General features: G+C 60.1%; 19 protein-coding genes. 9 read left to right on the top strand and 10 right to left on the bottom strand.

Features of this window, described 5'->3' with window-relative positions; genetic code table 11:
• Positions 1 to 14: 14 nt before the first annotated feature.
• Positions 15 to 1,508 carry a polyphosphate:AMP phosphotransferase gene (gene pap, locus D3Z90_RS06985; protein ID WP_136475051.1) on the bottom strand — a complete coding sequence of 498 codons (1,494 nt, stop codon included), beginning with the start codon at positions 1,506 to 1,508 and terminating at the stop codon, positions 15 to 17.
• Positions 1,509 to 1,645: 137 nt separating this feature from the next.
• Here pap and mnmC point away from each other — a divergent pair, with 137 nt between their 5' ends.
• The 5 genes from mnmC (at position 1,646) to D3Z90_RS06960 (ending at position 8,843) form a co-directional block, all read left to right on the top strand.
• Positions 1,646 to 3,649 carry a bifunctional tRNA (5-methylaminomethyl-2-thiouridine)(34)-methyltransferase MnmD/FAD-dependent 5-carboxymethylaminomethyl-2-thiouridine(34) oxidoreductase MnmC gene (mnmC, locus tag D3Z90_RS06980; RefSeq protein ID WP_136475050.1) on the top strand — a complete coding sequence of 668 codons (2,004 nt, stop codon included), beginning with the start codon at positions 1,646 to 1,648 and terminating at the stop codon, positions 3,647 to 3,649.
• Between the two features lie 165 nt (positions 3,650 to 3,814).
• Positions 3,815 to 5,602 (top strand): N-acetylglutaminylglutamine amidotransferase, encoded by a 1,788-nt coding sequence (locus tag D3Z90_RS06975; protein ID WP_136475049.1) that lies wholly within the window; start codon positions 3,815 to 3,817, stop codon positions 5,600 to 5,602.
• A gap of 3 nt (positions 5,603 to 5,605) precedes the next feature.
• A complete protein-coding gene (gene ngg, locus D3Z90_RS06970; RefSeq protein ID WP_136475048.1) occupies positions 5,606 to 7,351 on the top strand; it encodes an N-acetylglutaminylglutamine synthetase in 1,746 nt (581 codons plus the stop codon).
• A gap of 14 nt (positions 7,352 to 7,365) precedes the next feature.
• A complete protein-coding gene (locus tag D3Z90_RS06965) occupies positions 7,366 to 8,550 on the top strand; it encodes an osmoprotectant NAGGN system M42 family peptidase (RefSeq protein ID WP_136475047.1) in 1,185 nt (394 codons plus the stop codon).
• Between the two features lie 65 nt (positions 8,551 to 8,615).
• Positions 8,616 to 8,843: a YheU family protein gene (locus D3Z90_RS06960; protein ID WP_107025990.1), complete on the top strand. Its 228-nt coding sequence runs from the start codon at positions 8,616 to 8,618 to the stop codon at positions 8,841 to 8,843.
• On the opposite strand, the gene csrA is transcribed toward D3Z90_RS06960, so the two are convergent.
• The 3 genes from csrA to D3Z90_RS06945 form a co-directional block, all read right to left on the bottom strand.
• A complete protein-coding gene (gene csrA / locus D3Z90_RS06955; protein ID WP_136475046.1) occupies positions 8,844 to 9,026 on the bottom strand; it encodes a carbon storage regulator CsrA in 183 nt (60 codons plus the stop codon).
• 135 nt (positions 9,027 to 9,161) lie between these two features.
• The gene (locus tag D3Z90_RS06950; protein WP_136478889.1) at positions 9,162 to 9,494 is read right to left on the bottom strand and encodes a YnfA family protein; all 333 of its coding nucleotides are present in this window, start codon (positions 9,492 to 9,494) and stop codon (positions 9,162 to 9,164) included.
• Between the two features lie 80 nt (positions 9,495 to 9,574).
• Positions 9,575 to 10,387 (bottom strand): SDR family oxidoreductase, encoded by an 813-nt coding sequence (locus D3Z90_RS06945; protein ID WP_136475045.1) that lies wholly within the window; start codon positions 10,385 to 10,387, stop codon positions 9,575 to 9,577.
• A gap of 223 nt (positions 10,388 to 10,610) precedes the next feature.
• Between D3Z90_RS06945 and D3Z90_RS06940 the strand changes: the two genes are divergently transcribed.
• Entirely contained in the window at positions 10,611 to 10,769 is a 159-nt protein-coding gene (locus D3Z90_RS06940) for a DUF3309 family protein (protein ID WP_136478888.1), read from the top strand.
• Between the two features lie 114 nt (positions 10,770 to 10,883).
• Here D3Z90_RS06940 and D3Z90_RS06935 read toward each other — a convergent pair whose 3' ends face one another.
• From D3Z90_RS06935 to D3Z90_RS06925, 3 genes are all read right to left on the bottom strand, one after another.
• A complete protein-coding gene (locus D3Z90_RS06935; RefSeq protein WP_136475044.1) occupies positions 10,884 to 12,542 on the bottom strand; it encodes a cation acetate symporter in 1,659 nt (552 codons plus the stop codon).
• Positions 12,539 to 12,850, bottom strand: coding sequence for a DUF485 domain-containing protein (locus D3Z90_RS06930; protein WP_107025985.1), 312 nt, complete (start codon positions 12,848 to 12,850; stop codon positions 12,539 to 12,541). Before D3Z90_RS06930 ends, D3Z90_RS06935 begins: the two co-directional genes overlap by 4 nt.
• Before the next feature lie 192 nt (positions 12,851 to 13,042).
• Complete coding sequence (locus D3Z90_RS06925) at positions 13,043 to 13,891, bottom strand: glycine betaine ABC transporter substrate-binding protein (RefSeq protein WP_136475043.1); 849 nt, start codon at positions 13,889 to 13,891, stop codon at positions 13,043 to 13,045.
• 224 nt (positions 13,892 to 14,115) lie between these two features.
• On the opposite strand from D3Z90_RS06925, the gene D3Z90_RS06920 reads away from it, so the two are divergent.
• Positions 14,116 to 15,672, top strand: a complete 1,557-nt coding sequence (locus tag D3Z90_RS06920) for a beta (1-6) glucans synthase (protein ID WP_136475042.1) — start codon at positions 14,116 to 14,118, stop codon at positions 15,670 to 15,672.
• A 104-nt stretch (positions 15,673 to 15,776) separates the two neighbouring features.
• On the opposite strand, the gene D3Z90_RS06915 is transcribed toward D3Z90_RS06920, so the two are convergent.
• Positions 15,777 to 16,139 (bottom strand): hypothetical protein, encoded by a 363-nt coding sequence (locus D3Z90_RS06915; protein WP_136475041.1) that lies wholly within the window; start codon positions 16,137 to 16,139, stop codon positions 15,777 to 15,779.
• Positions 16,140 to 16,382: 243 nt separating this feature from the next.
• Between D3Z90_RS06915 and D3Z90_RS06910 the strand changes: the two genes are divergently transcribed.
• Both D3Z90_RS06910 and D3Z90_RS06905 read left to right on the top strand, forming a co-directional pair.
• Positions 16,383 to 17,681, top strand: coding sequence for a serine/threonine protein kinase (locus D3Z90_RS06910; protein ID WP_136475040.1), 1,299 nt, complete (start codon positions 16,383 to 16,385; stop codon positions 17,679 to 17,681).
• Positions 17,674 to 18,459, top strand: coding sequence for a VacJ family lipoprotein (locus tag D3Z90_RS06905; RefSeq protein ID WP_136475039.1), 786 nt, complete (start codon positions 17,674 to 17,676; stop codon positions 18,457 to 18,459). Before D3Z90_RS06910 ends, D3Z90_RS06905 begins: the two co-directional genes overlap by 8 nt.
• Positions 18,460 to 18,465: 6 nt before the next feature.
• Here D3Z90_RS06905 and D3Z90_RS06900 read toward each other — a convergent pair whose 3' ends face one another.
• Both D3Z90_RS06900 and D3Z90_RS06895 read right to left on the bottom strand, forming a co-directional pair.
• A complete protein-coding gene (locus D3Z90_RS06900) occupies positions 18,466 to 19,629 on the bottom strand; it encodes a patatin-like phospholipase family protein (protein WP_136475038.1) in 1,164 nt (387 codons plus the stop codon).
• Between the two features lie 37 nt (positions 19,630 to 19,666).
• Positions 19,667 to 20,599, bottom strand: a complete 933-nt coding sequence (locus tag D3Z90_RS06895; RefSeq protein ID WP_136475037.1) for a lipid A biosynthesis lauroyl acyltransferase — start codon at positions 20,597 to 20,599, stop codon at positions 19,667 to 19,669.
• Between the last annotated feature and the right edge of the window lie 106 nt (positions 20,600 to 20,705).

Here is a 20,705-nt window from a genome sequence, read left to right as displayed (position 1 = left end):
TCCCCGAGCGACTGCTATTTCTTGTCTTTTTTGAACGCTGCCTCCAGGGCATTGTTGATGGTGCGCAACACTTTAACCCGCGCCCAGCGCTTGTCATTGGCTTCAACCAATGTCCATGGCGCGATTTCGGTACTGGTGCGGTCTACCATGTCGCCGACAGCTTCCGCGTATTGCCCCCACTTTTCGCGATTGCGCCAGTCTTCCTCGGTGATTTTGAAACGCTTGAACGGAATCTTTTCACGCTCCTGGAAACGCTCGAGCTGGGTCTGTTCGTCAATCGACAGCCAGAACTTGACCAGCACTACACCGGCATCGGTCAGTTGCTCTTCAAAGTCGTTGATTTCGCCGTAGGCACGCATCCAGTCGGCCTGGCTGCAGAAGCCTTCGATGCGCTCGACCAACACGCGGCCGTACCAGGAGCGGTCGAACACGGTGAATTTGCCGCGCGCCGGCACATGGCGCCAGAACCGCCACAGGTAAGGTTGTGCGCGTTCCTCTTCGGATGGCGCCGCAATCGGCACGATACGGTACTGCCGTGGGTCCAGTGCCGCGGCGACGCGACGAATGGCGCCGCCCTTGCCCACTGCATCATTGCCCTCGAACACCGCCACCAGGGCGTGGCGACGCATATGCTTGTCGCGCAGCAAACCCGCCAGCCGCGCTTGTTCAGTGATCAACTGCTCCTGGTACTCGCTTTTGTCCAGGCGCAGGGTCATGTCCAGGCTGCCCAGCAAGCTGCGCTGATCGATGCTCTGGCCCAGCGGAGCGACGTTGGGGCGATGAATCGGTGCATGCTGGACCTTGAGTGCGGCCTGCAAGCCTTCAAGCAGAATGCGCCCGACTGCCAGGCTGCGGTAATGCGGGTCAACACCTTCAATGATATGCCAGGGCGCGTAATCACGGCTGGTCTGGCGCAAGACCCGTTCACCGAAACGTACAAATCGATCATAGGTTTGTGACTGCTGCCAATCCAGCGGGCTGATGCGCCAACTGTGCAATGGATCATCCTTGAGCGCCTTGAGCCGGGCTTTCATCTGTTTTTTCGACAAGTGAAACCAGAACTTGAAGATCAACGCCCCTTCGTCACAGAGCATTTCCTCCAGGCGCTCGGCGCCGCGGATGGCCTGGTCGAGCACGGCATCCTTGAAATGCCCATGGACTCGCCCCTGCAGCATCTGGCTGTACCAGTTGCCGAAAAACACCCCCATTCGACCTTTTGCGGGCAATGCGCGCCAGTAGCGCCAGGCCGGTGGCCGCGCCAGTTCTTCGTCAGTCTGTTGGTCGAACGTACGCACTTCAATCAGGCGCGGGTCCATCCACTCGTTGAGCAGCTTCACCGTTTCGCCCTTGCCAGCGCCTTCAATACCGTTGATCAATACAATCACCGGGAAACGCGCCTGCTGTTTGAGTTCGAACTGTGCCTCCAACAACGCTTCGCGAAGTGCGGGCACTTCGGCGTCGTAGGTCTCTTTATCGATGGCGTGACCAATTTCAGCGGATTCGAACATACCAGGCTCCCTACATGGATAAGCAAGACTAGCGGATCGAGGCCCTCTTTGTCTGGCAAACAAAGATTGCTCCAGGTCAGGCCAACAGTGTCGTGTCGATCAGCTAAAATGCCGTTCTAGCCTGACCTGAGCCGACCATGACTGAAGTAACCCAATACGCCCAGATCGACTGGGACGAGCAGGGCCGCCCCCATTCGCGCCAGTTCGATGACATTTATTTCTCCAAGGACCAGAGCCTGGAGGAAACCCGTCATGTGTTCATCGACCAGAACGACTTGCGCCAGCGTTTCAGCACGATGGCGCCGGAACAGTGCCTGGTGATAGGTGAAACCGGCTTTGGCACGGGACTGAATTTCTTCTGTGCCTGGCAACTGTTCAACGAATGCGCAAACGCCGATGCCCGCCTGCATTTCATCAGCGTGGAAAAGTACCCGCTCAGTCATGCTGACCTCGCTCGTGCCTTGGCCCTGTGGCCGGAGCTGGCGCCCTTCAGCGCTGCGCTGCTGGCGCAGTACGTGGCGGTGCATGATGGCTTCCAGACCTTCGTCTTCGATCAGGGCCGAGTGCGGTTGACCCTGATGATTGGTGATGCCCTGGAGCAACTGCCACAACTCGATGCCGAGGTCGACGCCTGGTTCCTCGACGGCTTCGCCCCGGCGAAGAATCCGCAGATGTGGACACCGGAACTGTTCACTCAAATTGGCCGCCTCTGCGCTGCCAACGCCACCCTCGGCACGTTCACCAGCACCGGTTGGGTGCGCCGCGGCCTGATTGCCGTAGGCTTTGAGATGAAGCGCATCCCGGGTATCGGCAAGAAGTGGGAAGTACTGCGTGGGGTCTTTCGCGGCACTCCAGAGACCCAGGACAACCCGGCAACCGTCGCCCCCTGGTTCGCCCGCCCTCCTGCCTTGACTGGCCCGCGTCAAGCGCTGGTTATCGGCGCCGGCCTTGCCGGGTGTGCCAGCGCCGCCAGCCTTGCCGCACGGGGCTGGCAGGTCAGCGTGCTGGAACGCCATGCGACCGTGGCTGCAGAAGCCTCGGGCAATCCACAAGGGGTGCTCTACCTCAAGCTTTCGGCCCATGGCACAGCACTGTCACGTCTGATTCTGAGTGGCTTCGGTTACACCAGACGCCTGCTGCAATGCCTGCAGCGAGGACAGGATTGGGACGCCTGCGGTGTACTGCAACTGGCTTTCGACAGCAAGGAAGAGCAACGCCAGGAAACCCTGGCCAACGCCTTCGACCCGCAACTGCTGCAGCGCCTGAGTCGCGAGCAAGCGCAGGCTGTGGCCGGCGTAGCCCTGGCCAGTGGCGGATTGTTCTACCCGCAGGCGGGGTGGGCGCATCCGCCGGCGTTGTGCCAGGCGCAATTGCAGCACCCCAATATCACCTTGCTGACCCACCACCAGGTGATGCAACTGCGAAAAGTCGATGGCCTGTGGCAGGCCTGGGAGAGCGAGAAATTCCTCGCCAGTGCACCGGTGGTGGTGCTGGCCACTGCCGCCGAAATCCAGCGCTTCGAACCTTGCGCCGGCCTGCCGCTCAAGCGCATACGCGGGCAGATCACCCGCTTGCCAGCTACCGCCCGAAGCCAGACCTTGAACACCGTGGTATGCGCCGACGGCTACGTTGCACCGTCACGAGGCGGCGAGCACACCCTGGGCGCCAGCTTCGACTTCCATAGCATCGACACGACCCCCACCGTCGAAGAGCACATCGGTAACCTGCACCTGCTCGATGAAATCTCCAGCGACCTCGCCGAACGCCTCGACACCCACCAAATCGACCCACACACCCTGCAGGGACGCGCAGCCTTCCGCTGTACCAGCCCAGACTATCTACCAATCGTCGGTCCGCTGGCCGATCGACAAACGTTCGACCAGCAATACGCCGTCCTGGCCAAGGATGCCCGTCAGGTGCCAGAGACGCCCTGCCCCTGGATCGAAGGCTTGTACATCAACAGCGGCCACGGCTCGCGTGGAATCATCACCGCGCCACTGTCCGGCGAAATGATCGCCGCCTGGATCGACAACGCACCACTGCCAGTCCCGCGCGACGTAGCCGAAGCCTGCCACCCCAACCGCTTCATGCTGCGCGAGTTGATTCGCGGAAAAAAAACAGCGCCAACCCCCAAGCCCTGAGCTAGAAGTACTGCAAGCGGCACCTCCCGCTTGCAGTCTTGCAGCTCAAAGCTCGTCGCTACCGGATATAACCAATCGTTCTAAAACTCTCGCCAGCCCGCTCGGTCAGTTTCAATGTGCCCGCGTTTTGGGCACCTTCCCCAACGGCAAAACCGGTAAGGACTTATGTGCGGATTAGCTGGAGAGTTTCGTTTCACCCCTGTTGCCCATCCACCACGCCCGGCGGACCTCGCCGCGGTCGAGCGAATGACCCATCACCTGGCGCCTCGCGGGCCGGATGCCTGGGGCTTTCATAGCCAGGGCCCGATTGCGCTGGGCCATCGTCGGCTGAAAATCATGGATCTGTCCGACGGCTCGGCGCAGCCCATGGTCGATAGTCAGTTAGGTTTATCGCTGGCCTTCAACGGCGCCATCTACAACTTCCCTGAACTGCGCAGCGAGCTTGAAGAGCTCGGTTACGGGTTCTATTCGGACGGCGACACCGAGGTATTGCTCAAGGGCTACCATGCCTGGGGCGCCGATTTGCTGCCGCGCCTGAACGGCATGTTTGCCCTGGCGATCTGGGAGCGCGACACCCAACACCTGTTTCTTGCCCGCGACCGTCTCGGCGTCAAGCCGCTATACCTGTCGCGCAACGGCGAGCGTCTGCGCTTCGCCTCAAGCCTGCCGGCCTTGTTGAAAGGCGGTGACATCAACCCGATGCTCGACCCGGTAGCGCTCAACCATTACCTGAATTTCCATGCGGTGGTGCCTGCACCGCGCACCCTGCTGGCCAATGTGCAAAAGCTCGCGCCAGCCACCTGGATGCGTATCGATGCCCAAGGCCGTGTGGAACAGCAGGTATGGTGGCAGCTGCAGTATGGCCCGCGCACCGACGAGCTGGACCTGAGCCTGGAAGACTGGCGTGACCGCGTACTCGACAGCACCCGCGAAGCCGTGGCGATTCGTCAGCGGGCAGCCGTCGATGTCGGCGTCCTGCTGTCCGGTGGCGTTGATTCGAGCATGCTGGTCGGGCTGCTGCGCGAAGTGGGCGTGGAAGACTTGTCGACCTTTTCCATCGGCTTCGAAGATGCCGGTGGCGAGCGCGGCGACGAATTCCAATACTCGGACCTGATCGCACGCCATTACGGCACACGCCATCATCAGTTACGTATCGACGAGCGAGAAATCATCGAGCAACTACCGGCTGCATTCCGCGCCATGAGCGAGCCGATGGTCAGCCACGACTGTATCGCCTTTTACCTGCTGTCACGGGAGGTAGCCAAACACTGCAAAGTGGTGCAAAGCGGCCAGGGCGCTGACGAGTTGTTCGCCGGTTATCACTGGTACCCGCAGGTCGATGGTGCATCGAACCCTTATGCCGCCTACCGCGACGCCTTTTTCGACCGCAGCTTTGCCGACTACGCCGAGACGGTTCAACAGCCGTGGCGACTCGAGCATGACGCTGCCGGCGACTTTGTCCGCCATCACTTCGCTCAACCCGGCGCCAGCGACGCCGTGGACAAGGCCCTGCGTCTGGACAGCACAGTGATGCTGGTCGATGACCCGGTCAAACGCGTCGACAACATGACCATGGCCTGGGGTCTGGAGGCTCGCACGCCGTTTCTCGATTACCGCCTGGTGGAACTGTCGGCGCGCATCCCGGCACGCTTCAAACTGCCCGATGGAGGCAAGCAGGTGCTCAAGGAAGCGGCACGCCTGGTGATCCCCAGCGAAGTCATCGATCGCAAGAAAGGCTACTTCCCGGTACCGGGCCTCAAGCATTTGCAAGGTGCCACGCTGGACTGGGTGCGCGAACTGTTGCTCGACCCAAGCCAGGATCGCGGCCTGTTCGAACCGGCCGCCCTGGACCGCCTGCTCAGCGACCCTCACGGCCAATTGACGCCGCTGCGCGGTTCGAAGCTCTGGCAACTGGCGGCTTTGAACCTGTGGCTCAGCGAACAAGGAATCTGATCGATGAAAGCCCACGCTTCACCTTATGGTCAGCGCCTGGTTCGCGGCCAGGTACCGTCCTACGAGCGTCTGCAGGCGCAACTGGCTGGCGATGGCAGCGATCCTCACGACCAACCGCGTTCGCTGCATTGCGGCTGGGGGCGCTTGCTGATCGGTCACACCTATCCCGACCCGCAAAGCCTTGCCTGCGCGTTGCAGGATGAGCGTGCCGGCGAACGCGATATCGCCTTGTATGTGGCGGCGCCGCAACAAGTCTTGGCCCAAGCGCCCCAGCAGTTGTTCCTCGACCCCTCCGACACGCTACGCCTGTGGTTCACTGACTACCGTCCGGCGCAGCGGGTGTTTCGTGGCTTTCGTATCCGCCGTGCGCAGAACGACAGTGACTGGCAAGCCATCAACGCCCTGTATCTGGCGCGCAATATGCTGCCGGTCGATCCGGCGCTGCTCACCCCGCGCCACCTCGGCGGCCCGGTGTACTGGTTGGCCGAAGATGAAGATACGGGCGCGGTGATCGGCAGCGTGATGGGCTTGAATCATCACAAGGCTTTTGCCGATCCCGAGCACGGCAGCAGCCTCTGGTGCCTGGCGGTCGACCCACATTGCACCCGGCCTGGGGTGGGCGAAGTGCTGGTGCGGCACTTGATCGAGCATTTCATGAGTCGCGGCTTGAGTTGCCTCGACCTTTCGGTGTTGCACGACAACCGCCAGGCCAAGCGGCTGTATGCGAAATTGGGCTTTCGCACCCTGCCGACCTTCGCGATAAAACGCAAAAACGGCATCAACCAGACCTTGTTCCTCGGACCGAGCCCGGAGACAGGGCTCAATCCATACGCTCGCATCATTGTCGAGGAAGCCTACCGACGCGGCATCGAGGTACAGGTGGATGACGCCGACAGCGGTCTGTTCACGCTCAGCCTAGGTGGTAGGCGGGTACGCTGCCGCGAGTCGTTGAGCGACCTCACCAGCGCCGTGAGCATGACCCTGTGCCAGGACAAGAGCCTGACCCACAAGGTCCTGAAGAGCGCTGGCCTGCAATTGCCGGCACAGCAACTGGCTGGCAACGCTGACGACAACTTGGCCTTTCTCGAAGACCACGGCGCGGTGGTGGTCAAGCCCCTGGATGGCGAGCAAGGCCAGGGGGTGGCCGTCAACCTCACCAGCCTCGAAGAAATCAGTCAGGCGGTGGAAAACGCCCGGCGCTTCGACAGTCGTGTGTTGCTGGAAAGCTTCCACGAAGGCCTGGATCTGCGCATCGTGGTCATTGGCTTTGAGGTGGTGGCTGCCGCCATTCGCCATCCTGCGCACATTGTCGGCGACGGCCAACATGCAGTCGGCGCGCTGATAGAAGCCCAGAGCCGACGCCGCCAGAGCGCTACCGGCGGCGAGAGCCGTATCCCGCTCGACGATGAAACCCAGCGCACCCTGCACGCGGCCGGGGTCGACTACGACACGGTATTGCCTGCCGGCCAGCGCCTGGCGGTACGACGCACTGCCAATCTGCACACCGGCGGTTGCCTGGAGGACGTCACCGAGCGCCTGCACCCGACCCTGGCCGACGCGGCGATCCGCGCCGCGCGCGCCCTGGACATTGCGGTCGTCGGCCTCGACCTGATGGTCACCGCCGCCGACCAGCCCGACCACGTTTTCATCGAAGCCAACGAACGCGCCGGACTGGCTAACCACGAGCCACAACCCACTGCCGAACGCTTCGTCGACCTGCTGTTTCCACACAGCCGGCCGGCACCCTGAGCACAGGAGGATACATGGCTGAACAGCTACCGGAACCTGACCTCAATTACCTGCAAAAAGTCTTGTTGGAGATGCTCGCCATCCCCAGCCCCACCGGTTTTACCGACACCATCGTGCGCTATGTTGCCGAGCGCCTGGAAGAACTCGGTATCCCCTTCGAACTGACCCGCCGCGGTACCATTCGCGCAACCCTGAAAGGTCGCAAGAGCTCGCCGGACCGCGCCGTCTCAGCGCATCTGGACACCATCGGCGCCAGCGTGCGGGCGATCCAGGACAATGGCAGGCTGTCGCTGGCACCGGTAGGCTGCTGGTCGAGCCGCTTCGCCGAAGGCAGCCGCGTCAGCGTCTTCACCGACAACGGGGTACTGCGGGGCAGCGTGTTGCCGCTGATGGCCAGCGGACACGCCTTCAACACCGCCATCGACCAGATGCCAGTGAGTTGGGAGCATGTTGAATTGCGCCTGGATGCCTACTGCGCCACCCGTGCCGATTGCCAGACCCTGGGGATCGACATCGGCGACTTCGTGGCCTTCGATCCATTGCCGGAATTTACCGAAAGCGGCCATATCAGTGCCCGTCACCTGGACGACAAGGCCGGCGTCGCAGCACTGCTGGCGTCACTCAAGGCCATCGTCGACAGCGGCGCACAACCCTTGATCGACTGCCATCCGCTGTTCACCATCACCGAGGAAACCGGCTCAGGCGCGGCGGCTGCCTTGCCCTGGGACGTCAGCGAATTCGTCGGTATCGACATTGCGCCTGTCGCCCCCGGTCAACACTCCAGCGAGCATGCCGTGAGCGTCGCCATGCAGGACTCGGCGGGGCCCTATGACTATCACTTGTCACGGCATTTGCTCAAACTTGCCCGCGACAACGAACTGCCTGCGCGCCGCGACCTGTTTCGCTACTACTTCAGCGATGCCCACTCGGCAATTACCGCAGGCCACGATATTCGCACTGCGTTATTGGCTTTTGGTTGCGATGCCACCCACGGTTACGAACGAACGCATATCGACAGCCTGGCTGCCCTGAGCCGGTTACTGACCGCCTACCTGCTCAGTCCGCCGGTGTTCGCCAGCGATTCGCACGCCACCGGCAGTTCCCTGGAAAGCTTCAGCCACCAGTTGGAACACGACACCCAGATGGAAAGTGACACGCGCGTGCCGGCAGTCGACAGTCTGGTAGGCAACAAGGGTTAGCGCCTACACAGTACGGGCAGGTTTGGCGTAGCATGCGGGCTTATTTCGCCAAACCTGCGCTGATTATGCTGATTCCCTACGACCAACTGGAAGCCGAAACCCTCACCCGCCTGATCGAGGACTTCGTCACGCGCGACGGCACCGACAACGGTGACGACACGCCGCTGGAAACCCGCGTGTTGCGCGTACGCCAAGCGCTGGCGAAGAAACAGGCGTTTATCCTCTTCGATCTGGAAAGCCAGCAATGCCAGCTGTTAGCCAAGCACGACGTGCCCAAGGAATTGTTCGACTGATCAACTCGGGTTCTTGGCTACCTTTTCGGCTATTCGTCGGTAGATCTCGGCGCGGTGCACTTCGATTTCACGGGGTGCACTGATACCAAAGCGCACCACATTGCCCTCCACCGACAGCACCTTGACCTTGATTTTCTCGTCAATAGTGATGACTTCGCCAACTTCGCGGCCTATTACCAACATGCTCCGATCCTCCACTAAGCTGAGAATTCGGAGACTGCACGGGGTGTCAGAGCGCTTCAATACTCCGCTGGTCAAATAGACCGATCCCACTAAATCTGGCGATAACTCCTACAGATTTTCGACGTCTGAGCCAGCTCAGGCACTCTGCAACCGTGGCCCCAGCACGATGATGCTTGCGCCCAGCACACACAGCAACGCACCGATCCAGTCGCTACCCAAGGGCCGCGCCCGCTCGACCAGCGCCAGCCAGAGCAATGAAGTGACGATATAGATCCCACCGTAGGCGGCGTAGGCGCGCCCGGCATAGGCCGCTTCGACGCGCGTCAGAATCAGCGCGAACAGGGTCAGGCTCAAAAGCGCTGGCGCAATCCACCAGCCGCTTTTGCCTAATCGCAGCCACATGTAAAAGGCGTAGCAACCGGCGATTTCAAAAACCGCCGCCAGAAAAAACAACACGTAATTGATCACACCGGGAATCCCGCGCCAACTGAACAGGGCCCTAGGATAGCCGATCAGGTCCCGCGCCAGTGGCATGCACCCCGCCTGTATTACACCGCGTGCTTGGCTTTGGCGCGCATTTTTTCTGCCATGACGGCCATCTCGTCATAGATCAGTTGCGGGTTGCGCTGCTTGAGCTTCCAGGCTTCGCGTCCCTGCTCGTGAGGCAGAATCAGGAACTGGCCCTGAGCAACCTGCTGGTAGATGTACTCGGCGATATCGGCGGCGGTAATCGGCGAACTTTCAAGCAGCTTGCCGACTTGCGCCTTCATCGCCGGGGTCGGGCCCCGGAACGAGTCCAGCAGGTTGGTCTGGAAGAACGACGGACACACCACGTGCACGGCGACTTGCTGCTGGCGTAGCTCAATCAACAGGCTTTCCGAAAGCGCCAGCACACCCGCCTTGGCCACGTTGTAGTTGCTCATGGCCGGCCCCTGCATCAACGCCGCCATCGAGGCAATATTGATGATCCGGCCTTTGCTGCGTTCGAGCATCGGTAGAAATGCCTTGCAGCCCTTGACCACGCCCATCAGGTTGATCGACAGCTGCCACTCCCAATCCTCCAGCGACAACTCAGCAAAGAAGCCACCGGCAGCAACACCTGCGTTGTTGACGATGACGTCGATACCGCCAAACTTTTCCTCGCAGGCCTGGGCCAGTGCAGTCAGTTGGCTGTAGTCGCGCACATCGCAGCGCTGCACGAAACCCTGGCCGCCCGCCTGGCTGACCAATACCAGGGTTTCCTTGAGGCCAGCCTCGTTGACATCCGCCAACGCCAGTTGCCAGCCCTCGCGCGCCCAACGTAGCGCGATCTCCCGACCCAGGCCCGAGCCTGCGCCAGTAATCATCATGCGATTTTGCATAGACGGATGCCTTGTACCGTTCTGAAAGTTAGCGCCAGTGTAGCGAAGGCATGGGCAGCCCCCACGCTCTATCAGGATGCTGAATGGCACAGGCAAACAGCGATGAAAGCAGAATTAAACTTTTCGCTGCGCACAGGAGTCGGAATTAACAAGCGGGCATGAAACCCATGACCGATTAGATGGATTGTACCGATACGCCTACTCCCTCAAGTCAAACAAGGAAATTGCCATGGGCACCATTCTCATCATCATTCTGATACTGCTGCTGATCGGTGGTTTACCCGTCTTCCCGCACTCCAGAAGTTGGGGCTATGGCCCGTCCGGTATCATCGGTACGGTTCTTATTATTCTGTTGATCCTATTGCTACTAGGCAAAATCTAGACACAGCAAAAAGCCGCACGCCAACGCAGTACACAGACTGCAGTAACGTGCGGCTTGAGGTGTTCAGTTGGTGATTAATAAGGCAGCCCCTGAACCCAGGGGCTGCCTTGTTACTTAGTGCGAGACTGCACCGCTGGCACCCAAGCCAGTCTGTGAACGAACAAACTGTGGGAAGAACAACGCACGTTCCTCGTCAGCTGCCTTGGACTTGTCAGTGATCGAGAAGAACCAGATCCCTGCGAAGGCAATCAGCATCGAGAACAGTGCGGGGTACTCGTACGGGTAGATCGCTTTCTCGTGACCGAGGATTTGCACCCAGATGGTTGGGCCGAGAATCATCAGTGCCACGGCGCTGATCAGACCCAACCAGCCACCGATCATGGCGCCACGGGTGGTCAGTTTTTTCCAGTACATCGAGAGCAGCAGTACCGGGAAGTTGCAGCTGGCAGCAATCGAGAACGCCAGGCCGACCATGAAGGCAATGTTCTGGCTTTCGAAAAGAATACCCAGGCCGATCGCCAGAATTGCCAGGGCAATGGTGGTGATTTTCGAGACACGGATTTCATCTTTCTCGTTCGCCTTGCCCTTCTTGATCACGCTGGCGTACAGGTCATGGGACACCGCGGAAGCACCGGCCAGGGTCAGGCCGGCCACTACTGCCAGAATGGTCGCGAAGGCAACCGCCGAAATGAAGCCGAGGAACACGCTGCCACCGACGGCGTCAGCCAGGTGCACCGCTGCCATGTTGTTGCCGCCGATCAGGGCGCCAGCGGCGTCCTTGAAGTCCGGGTTGGTGCTGACCAGCAGAATCGCGCCGAAGCCGATGATAAAGGTCAGGATGTAGAAGTAACCGATGAAACCAGTCGCGTAGAGAACGCTCTTGCGTGCTTCCTTGGCATCGCTGACGGTGAAGAAGCGCATCAGGATGTGCGGCAAGCCAGCGGTACCGAACATCAGTGCCAGACCGAGCGAGAACGCCGAAATAGGATCTTTGACCAATCCGCCAGGGCTCATGATTGCTTCACCTTTAGGGTGAACATCAATGGCTTGGGAGAACAGGGCGTTGAAGTCGAAGTTGACGTGTTTCATTACCATCAGCGCCATGAAGCTGGCACCGGAGAGCAACAGTACGGCCTTGATGATCTGCACCCAGGTGGTGGCCAGCATGCCGCCGAACAGCACGTACATGCACATCAGGATACCGACCAGAATCACTGCGACATGGTAGTCCAGACCGAACAGCAGCTGGATCAGCTTGCCAGCACCCACCATTTGCGCGATCAGGTAGAACGCCACCACCACCAGCGAGCCTGAGGCCGACAGGGTGCGGATTTCTTTCTGGCCAAGGCGATACGAGGCGACGTCGGCAAAGGTGTATTTACCGAGGTTACGCAGGCGCTCGGCAATCAGGAAGAGAATGATCGGCCAGCCGACCAGAAAGCCGATCGAGTAGATCAGGCCATCGTAGCCAGAGGTGAACACCAGGGCGGAAATACCCAGGAAGGAGGCTGCCGACATGTAGTCACCGGCAATCGCCAGGCCGTTCTGGAAACCGGTGATACGGCCGCCGGCTGCGTAGTAGTCGGAGGCAGAGTTGTTGCGCTTGGAAGCCCAGTAGGTGATGCACAGCGTTGCACCGACGAAGGCGACGAACATGAGGATCGCAGCCATGTTCAAAGGTTGCTTGTGCACCTCGCCGGTAAGGGCGTCGGCGGCCCAGACGGCAGGTGCGAAAACGCCGAAGGCCAGAGTTGCCAGAAGACGCCGGATCATTGCTGTGCCTCCTTGAGAATCGCTTTGTTCATCTCGTCGAACTCGCCGTTGGCGCGACGCACATAGATCGCCGTCAGCACGAATGCCGAAAGGATCAGGCCAACACCGAGGGGGATTCCCCAGGTAATCGAAGAGTCAGGGCTGAGCTTGGCACCCAATACATGCGGGCCATAAGCGATCAACAGGATGAAAGCGGAGTAGAGACCGAGCATGATCGCCGAGAGAATCCAGGCGAAACGTTCGCGTTTTGACACCAGCTCCTTGAACCGCGGGCTGTTTTGTATCGAGAGATAAATGCTGTCGTTCATTGTTTTTGTCCTCGCAGCACAGATTAGGTAGTACCCGCTCCACTTTATGCTGCCTTTGGACGCACTCCAGACGACCTTAGTCTTAGATGCAAAACTGTTTTACCGATTCGGTAATAGCCAGGAACGACAAGGACCGCAGCACTGTTGTCAGTGCTGCGGCCCTGGAGGGTGCGCGATAGAGGCTTCAGGCTATTATTTGGCGATCCATTCCGCGACGCGTTCGGGGTGTTTGGCCACCCATTCCTTGGCTGCAGCTTCAGGCTTTGCGCCCTCTTGAATGGCCAACATGACCTCGCCGATTTCATCCTTGGACTGCCACTGGAACTTCTTCAGGAAGGCCGCGACTTCGGGCGCCTTCTTATCCAGGTCTTTACTGCCGATGCTGTTGACCGTTTCAGCGGCGCCATAAACGCCTTTCGGATCGTCGAGGAACTTGAGTTTCCACTTGGCAAACATCCAGTGCGGCACCCAACCGGTGACGGCGATGGATTGCTGCTTGGCATAGGCGCGGCCCAGTTCGGCGGTCATCGCTGCGCCGGAGCTGGCCTGCAGTTTGTAGCCGGTCAGGTCGTAGTCCTTGATCGCCTGATCGGTCTTGAGCATCACCCCCGAGCCTGCATCGATGCCGACGATTTTGTGTTTGAAGCTGTCGTCAGTCTTCAGATCGGCCAGCGATTGTGCCTTGACGTACTCGGGGACGATCAGGCCGATCTTGGCGTCTTTGAAGTTGGGGCCGTAGTCGACAACGTTATCTTTGTTCTTGGTCCAGTAATCACCATGGGTGACCGGCAACCAGGCCGAGAGCATGGCGTCGAGCTTCCCGGTGGCAACACCCTGCCACATGATGCCGGTGGCGACGGCCTGCAGTTTGACGTCATAACCGAGCTTCTGCCTGATCACTTCGGCAGCCACGTTGGTGGTGGCGACACTGTCAGACCACCCATCGACGTAGCCGATGCTCACTTCCTTGGCCGACGCGTGTGCAGCGCCAATGGCCATTACCAGGGCTGTGCCCACCCCCAGGAGTCGTCGCATTTTCATCAAAGCTTCCCCTCGTCACGTCACGGAAGTTGCATCATCAACCGCTACCGCCCTCTGACCTGCTCTGGCAACGACCTTTAGGCATCGAGAAGCGACATCACATCGCCAGCAACTAGTGCCGTTACATGAAGCAACATGCAGCCTGGCCAAGTTTTCCGCCCAAGGCTTTAGCCCGGCTCATTTGCAGGTACTATTGGCGGCTTTGCTCCCTGACGGTCCGATCCATGTCCCCGACTGCCCGCTTCCCCTTGTTGCCGTATCTATTCGCCTGCCTGCTTGGCCTGTTTGCATTGGCAGGCCTCTGGTATGGACTGGGCCAGCCGGTGGTCCTGCCGGATGCCGCCAGTGCCTCGCACAAATTGCAGTGCGCCTCCTACACCCCGTTCGACAAGGACCAATCGCCGTTCGACCAGCCATTCAAACTGCGCCCGGCGCGCATGGACGCCGACCTGGCATTGCTTTCCCAGCGCTTCGAATGCATTCGCACCTATTCGATGACGGGGCTGGAGGCCATTCCCGAGCTTGCTCGCAAGCATGGCTTGAAAGTCATGCTCGGCGCCTGGATCAACGCCAATCCGGTCGATACGCAAAAAGAGGTCAACGCCCTGATTGCCTCGGCCAACGCCAACCCGGATGTGGTCAAAGCAGTAATCGTCGGCAACGAAGCCCTGCTGCGCAAGGAAGTGACCGGCCCGCAATTGGCTGCATTGATCAAACAGGTGAAAAGCCAGGTCAGTGTGCCGGTGACGTATGCCGACGTCTGGGAGTTCTGGCTGCAGCATCCGGAAATCGCCCCCACCGTAGACTTTCTCACCATCCACCTGCTGCCTTACTGGGAAGATGATCCCAAGGGCATCGACGATGCCCTGGTGCACGTCGGTGAGATTCGCCAGGTGTTCGGCAACCGCTTTGCGCCCAAGGATATCGTCATCGGTGAAACCGGATGGCCCAGTGAGGGTCGCCAACGCGAAACCGCATTGCCTAGCCGGGTGAATGAAGCGCGGTTCATTCGCGGTTTCGTCACCATGGCCGAACAGAACGGCTGGCATTACAACCTGATCGAAGCCTTCGACCAACCCTGGAAACGTGCCAGCGAAGGCGCGGTAGGGGGTTACTGGGGCCTGTACGATGCAGACCGCCAGGACAAGGGCATTCTCGAAGGCCCGGTGAGCAATCTGCTGTTCTGGCCTCAATGGTTGATCGCAGGCGTACTGGTGTTTGCTGCCACTCTGCTGCTGGCCGGTCGTGTACGCGGCACCCGCGCAGCCTTGTTGCTGCCGATACTGGCAGCCCTTGGTGCCGCGAGCCTTGGTCTTTGGGGTGAGCTGGTACGAATCAACAGCCGCTTTGTTGGCGAATGGATCTGGGCGGTGTTGCTGGCGGGGTTGAACCTGCTTGTCCTGGCCCACGCGGCGCTGGCGCTGGCGCAACGTGACGGATGGCGCGAGCGGCTCTTTGTCTGGCTTGAGGCGCGCGCTGGCTGGTGGCTGCTGGCGGCAGGTTTTGCTGCGGCGGTGAGCATGCTGGCGCTGGTGTTTGACCCGCGCTATCGCAGCTTCCCGAGCGCTGCATTGATTCTGCCGGCGGTGGTCTACCTGCTGCGTCCGGTGCGCGGACCGCGGGCAGAAATAGCCTTGCTGGCCTTTATTGTTGGCGCAGGTATCGCCCCGCAACTGTACCGTGAAGGTTTGAGCAACCAGCAGGCGCTGGTATGGGCGGGCGTCAGTGTGCTGATGGTAGCGGCGTTGTGGCGCAGTCTACGGGCTCGTGTTCAGGGATAACGCAAGGTTGGGAGAGCGCGTCTTTTGAGGCCGCTCTTGCCCGCGATGGGACTGCTATGCAGTCCTTCGCGGCTGAATCGGCTCCCACGAGGGAGAATTCTTCATTAGCGCGAGCGGCGCACCAGGCGCAATCCTGCCAGTACCACTGCAAACACCGCGATGCTGGCGGTGTACAAAACCAGCGCCGGAATCCCGAAGACCAAGGCCAGTACCGCCAGGCACCAACCCGCTCGGGCAGGCAGCACTTGTGCCAGTAACGCAAGACCGAGCGCGGTCCAGGCGATAACCCGAAAGTGAATCATCAACCCCAAAGTAGAGCGTGCCTGGCATTCCCACAGTTGCGCCTGCTCGGCACAGATACCCACCCATTGGGCATCTTCCATCAGCACATAACGCACCCCGTAACTGGCCGCTAGCCACAAGGGCACAAATAGCAACAATAGGATCAGCGGCAAACGGCGAGACATGCAATGCTCCGGAATCTTCGAATTCGGCGCCCAGCATAATGGTCCGAGCCGTCTATGCAAGGCAAAAGCGCCAAGCTCGGCTACTTTGAACTGAAGATAAATGGAACCAATTGTTGCCGCACTACAGATGAAAGCGGCAACATCTGGGACGATAAATGCCGGAGCGCCAGGCAACTTTGCCAGGGACATCATGGTCCTAGCCTGCGTTACGCAATTTGCAGTTGCCTTTTTTGGGGATCCGTCATGCTTCGATTACTACGCCTCGCTGCCCTCGCGGGCGGCATTTTCCTGAGTGCGTCCGCTTCGGCACAAGATATCGATGCCGCCAGTTACGGCTATCCGCTGACCAATCCGTTTGAAGCGACCATCGCCACCACGCCCCCGGACCTACGTCCGGAATTGCCCACCGACGATGATATCTCTCAATCCGACTACAGCCTGAATCTGCGTCCGGAGCGTGCCTTCACCCTCCCCGATAATTTCTGGGCAGTGAAGAAACTCAAGTACCGCCTGGCTAGACAAGACCACCCGGCCCCCCTGATATTTCTCATTGCCGGTACAGGCGCACCCTACTCCAGCAGTATCAACGAATACCTCAAGCGGCTTTTTTACAAAGCCGGTTACCACGTGGTGCAGTTGTCCTCGCCAACCAGCTTCGACTTCATCACCTCGGCGTCGCGCTACGCCACGCCGGGCATTAGCCAGGACGATGCCGAAGACCTCTACCGGGTCATGCAAGCTGTGCGCGCCCAACATCCGCGATTGCCGGTGACCGAGTACTACCTCAGTGGTTACAGCCTGGGGGCACTGGATGCCGCGTTCGTCAGTCACCTGGATGAAACCCGACGCAGCTTCAACTTCAAGCGCGTGCTGCTGCTCAACCCACCTGTCAATCTGTACACCTCGATCAGCAACCTCGACAAGATGGTGCAAACCGAGGTCAAGGGCGTCAGCACCAGCACCACCTTCTATGAACTGGTACTGAGCAAGCTCACCCGCTACTTCCAGCAGAAAGGCTACATCGACCTCAACGACGCCCTGCTCTATGACTTCCAGCAATCGCGGCAACATCTGAGCAACGAACAGATGGCAATGCTCATCGGCACCTCGTTTCGCTTCTCTGCCGCCGACATCGCCTTCACCTCCGATCTGATCAATCGTCGCGGGCTGATCATTCCGCCCAAGTATCCGATTACCGAGGGCAGTAGCCTCACGCCGTTTTTCAAGCGTGCGCTGCAATGTGACTTCGACTGCTACCTGACCGACCAGGTCATTCCCATGTGGCGCGCACGCACCGATGGCGGCAGCTTGTTGCAACTGGTCGATCAGGTCAGCCTCTATGCGCTCCAGGACTACCTGCAAAAAAGCCCGAAAATAGCCGTGATGCACAACGCTGATGACGTCATTCTCGGCCCCGGCGACATTGGCTTTTTGCGCAAGACCTTTGGCGATCGCTTGACCCTTTACCCCCACGGCGGCCATTGCGGCAACCTCAACTACCGCGTCAACAGCGACGCCATGCTGGAGTTTTTCCGTGGTTAAACACCTATTGATTGCCACCGCACTGTTTGCCAGCGCCCTGGCCCAGGCTGATGAAGTCGCGCCGCGTGCCAGCGTGGTCGAAGCCGATGGCTTCACCGAGCCACTCAAGGAATTGAAATTCAACCCGGGGCTGGACCAGCGAGAGTTCGAACGCTCTACCCTGGCGGCACTCAACGTCTACGACCCGCTGGAGTCGATGAACCGGCGGATATACCACTTCAACTATCGCTTCGATCAGTGGGTGTTCCTGCCAGTAGTCGATGGCTATCGCTACATCACCCCAAGCTTTGTGCGCACCGGGGTCAGCAACTTCTTCAGCAACCTGAGCGATGTGCCCAACTTGCTCAACAGCCTGCTGCAGTTCAAGGGCCAGCGCTCAATGGAGATCACCGCACGCTTGCTGCTCAATACCACCATCGGCGTTGGCGGGCTGTGGGACCCGGCAACGAAAATGGGCTTGCCCTACCAAGGCGAAGACTTCGGTCAGACCCTGGGTTTCTACGGCGTGCCGGACGGTCCTTACTTGATGTTGCCAATCCTGGGCCCTTCGAACTTGCGTGACACCAGCGGGCTGGTGGTCGATTACAGCGCTGAGAACTGGATCAATTACCTCAATGTCGCCGAAGTCAGCAGCAACCATCCAGAAGTGTGGATTTTGCGCGCGATCGACAAGCGCTACACCACCAACTTCCGCTATGGGCAACTGAACTCGCCATTCGAGTATGAAAAAGTCCGCTACGTGTACACCGCAGCGCGTCATCTACAAATCGCCGAGTAATCCTGCTCAGCCAGCGGCCTGGGGCAAGCCGAGGAAGTTGCACAACTCCCGACGCTTGGCCAGGGCATCGCGACGCCCCAGCTCGATCAGCTCACTGCAGTAGCCCGCCTCGAACAACAGGTAGCTGAGCACACCGGCACCGCTGGTTTTCGTCGCCCCCGGGCCACGCAGAAACAGGCGCAGCGCCGCAGGTAGCTCGCGTCGATGGCGTGCAGCGATTTCATCCAGCGGCTGACTCGGGGCCACCACCAATACATCGACTGGCGCCAGGCCAAGGCGACGGCGTTCCAGGTGCTCGGGCATCAGGTGGCTGAGGTGGTTCAGGCGCTGCAACAGCTCAATGTCGTCCTCCAGGCTGTCGATGAAGGTGCTGTTGAGCATATGCCCGCCGATCTGCGCCAGGCTCGGTTGCTGACCGCTGAACACCCGCGCCCGCGACTCACCCTCCAGCGGCCGCTGAGGGTTGCCGCTGACCCCGACCACCAGCACGCGGCTGGCCCCCAGGTGCAGCGCCGGGCTGATGGGCGCCGATTGGCGAACCGCACCGTCACCAAAGTATTCCTCGCCCAACTTGACTGGCGCAAACAACAGCGGAATGGCTGAGCTGGCCAGCAAGTGTTCGACGCTCAAGCGCGTCGGCAAGCCGATGCGACGGTGGCGCAGCCAGGGATCGATCGCGCCCTTGCCCTGAAAGAAGGTGACAGCCTGACCCGACTCATAACCGAAGGCTGTGACCGCCACCGCATGCAGGTGCTGCTGTTCGAGCGCCTGGGCGATACCGTTGATGTCCAGGTGTTCGTTGAGCAACTGACGCAACGGCGAACTGTCCAGCAGCGCCACCGGCACCGGCGCGCCCAGGCCGAGAAGGCTATGCCCGACAAAGCGGCTAGCCTGGCGAATGACCCCGGGCCAATCGCTGCGCAGTACCTGGTGACTGCGAAAACCCTGCCAGAAACTGGTCAGGCGGCGGATGGCATCGGCAAAATGCATGGCGCCACTGGCCAGGGTCACAGCGTTGATTGCCCCGGCGGATGTACCGACGATCACGGGAAACGGATTGCCAGCATTGGCAGGCAGAAGATCGGCGATCCCGGCCAGCACACCCACCTGGTAGGCGGCGCGGGCGCCACCGCCGGAGAGGATCAATCCTGTGATCGGTTGTGCTGACATGGTGTCTCTCAAGAAAAATATCGGCCCGCGAATGGCTTCAACGCCGCTTGTCGTAGAGCTTCGGCGCCCCCGGCGGCCGTGACTTGAAACGTCGGTGAGCCCACAGGTACTGCTCGGGGCATTCGCGCAGAGCACTTTCGATCCACTGGTTGATGCGCAGGCAATCGGCCTCTTCAGTCTCGCCGGGGAAGTCCGCCAGCGGTGGATGAATCACCAGCCGGTAACCGCTGCCATCAGCCAGGCGCTGCTGAGTGAAGGGAATCACCCGGGCCTTGCCCAGACGGGCAAATTTGGTGGTCGCCGTGACCGTCGCCGCCTCGATACCGAACAACGGCACGAACAGGCTTTGCTTGGCGCCATAATCCTGGTCGGGTGCGTACCAGATTGCGCGTCCGGCGCGCAGCAGCTTGAGCATGCCGCGCACGTCCTCGCGCTCTACGGCAAGCGAGTCGAGGTTGTGCCGCTCGCGGCCGCGCCGCTGAATGAAGTCGAACACAGGGTTGCCGTGCTCGCGGTACATACCGTCGATGGTGTGTTCCTGGCCAAGCAGGGCTGCGCCGATTTCCAGGGTGGTGAAATGCAAGGCCATCAGAATGGCCCCTTGGCCTTCACGCTGGGCAGCCTGCAAATGCTCCAATCCTTCAATATGGGCCAGGCGTGCCAAGCGGGCTTTTGGCCACCACCAGCTCATGGCCATTTCGAAGAAGGCGATGCCGGTGGAGGCAAAATTTTCCTTGAGCAGACGCTTGCGCTCGACGGACGGTAGTTCCGGGAAACACAGCTCCAGATTGCGCGCAGCAATATACCGACGCTCACCGGCCACCCGATACATCAAGGCACCCAAAGCGCGCCCGATAACCAGCAAAACCCGGTACGGCAGCTGCACGATCAGCCACAACAGGCCCAGGCCCAACCATAGCGGCCAGAAACGCGGGTGGAGAAAATAACGACGAAAACGCGGGCGATCCATTAAAGATTCCGGAATGACAATGGCCGTGCATTCTACAACGGTTCGGCACGGGTTGCGGCTAACCGGCGTTCTCGTTATAAGTCAGGGCACTTTTTCGCAACAAGCC

Origin of the sequence: Pseudomonas sp. DG56-2, assembly GCF_004803755.1 — a bacterium.
In the GTDB taxonomy this organism is placed as follows: Bacteria; Pseudomonadota; Gammaproteobacteria; order Pseudomonadales; family Pseudomonadaceae; genus Aquipseudomonas; species Aquipseudomonas auratipiscis.
The sequence above is the reverse complement of the archived record's forward strand: the minus strand, read 5'-3'. Positions and strand labels throughout refer to the sequence as shown.

Coding starts and splice junctions, on each gene's coding strand:
- csrA (WP_136475046.1), bottom strand. CDS start 9,026: ATGTTGGTAATAGGCCGCGAAGTTGGCGAAGTCATCACTATTGACGAG.
- pap (WP_136475051.1), bottom strand. CDS start 1,508: ATGTTCGAATCCGCTGAAATTGGTCACGCCATCGATAAAGAGACCTAC.
- D3Z90_RS06965 (WP_136475047.1), top strand. CDS start 7,366: ATGGCTGAACAGCTACCGGAACCTGACCTCAATTACCTGCAAAAAGTC.
- D3Z90_RS06900 (WP_136475038.1), bottom strand. CDS start 19,629: ATGTCAGCACAACCGATCACAGGATTGATCCTCTCCGGCGGTGGCGCC.
- D3Z90_RS06925 (WP_136475043.1), bottom strand. CDS start 13,891: ATGAAAATGCGACGACTCCTGGGGGTGGGCACAGCCCTGGTAATGGCC.
- D3Z90_RS06935 (WP_136475044.1), bottom strand. CDS start 12,542: ATGATCCGGCGTCTTCTGGCAACTCTGGCCTTCGGCGTTTTCGCACCT.
- D3Z90_RS06915 (WP_136475041.1), bottom strand. CDS start 16,139: ATGTCTCGCCGTTTGCCGCTGATCCTATTGTTGCTATTTGTGCCCTTG.
- D3Z90_RS06975 (WP_136475049.1), top strand. CDS start 3,815: ATGTGCGGATTAGCTGGAGAGTTTCGTTTCACCCCTGTTGCCCATCCA.
- D3Z90_RS06895 (WP_136475037.1), bottom strand. CDS start 20,599: ATGGATCGCCCGCGTTTTCGTCGTTATTTTCTCCACCCGCGTTTCTGG.
- D3Z90_RS06960 (WP_107025990.1), top strand. CDS start 8,616: ATGCTGATTCCCTACGACCAACTGGAAGCCGAAACCCTCACCCGCCTG.
- D3Z90_RS06920 (WP_136475042.1), top strand. CDS start 14,116: ATGTCCCCGACTGCCCGCTTCCCCTTGTTGCCGTATCTATTCGCCTGC.
- D3Z90_RS06930 (WP_107025985.1), bottom strand. CDS start 12,850: ATGAACGACAGCATTTATCTCTCGATACAAAACAGCCCGCGGTTCAAG.
- D3Z90_RS06910 (WP_136475040.1), top strand. CDS start 16,383: ATGCTTCGATTACTACGCCTCGCTGCCCTCGCGGGCGGCATTTTCCTG.
- D3Z90_RS06945 (WP_136475045.1), bottom strand. CDS start 10,387: ATGCAAAATCGCATGATGATTACTGGCGCAGGCTCGGGCCTGGGTCGG.
- mnmC (WP_136475050.1), top strand. CDS start 1,646: ATGACTGAAGTAACCCAATACGCCCAGATCGACTGGGACGAGCAGGGC.
- ngg (WP_136475048.1), top strand. CDS start 5,606: ATGAAAGCCCACGCTTCACCTTATGGTCAGCGCCTGGTTCGCGGCCAG.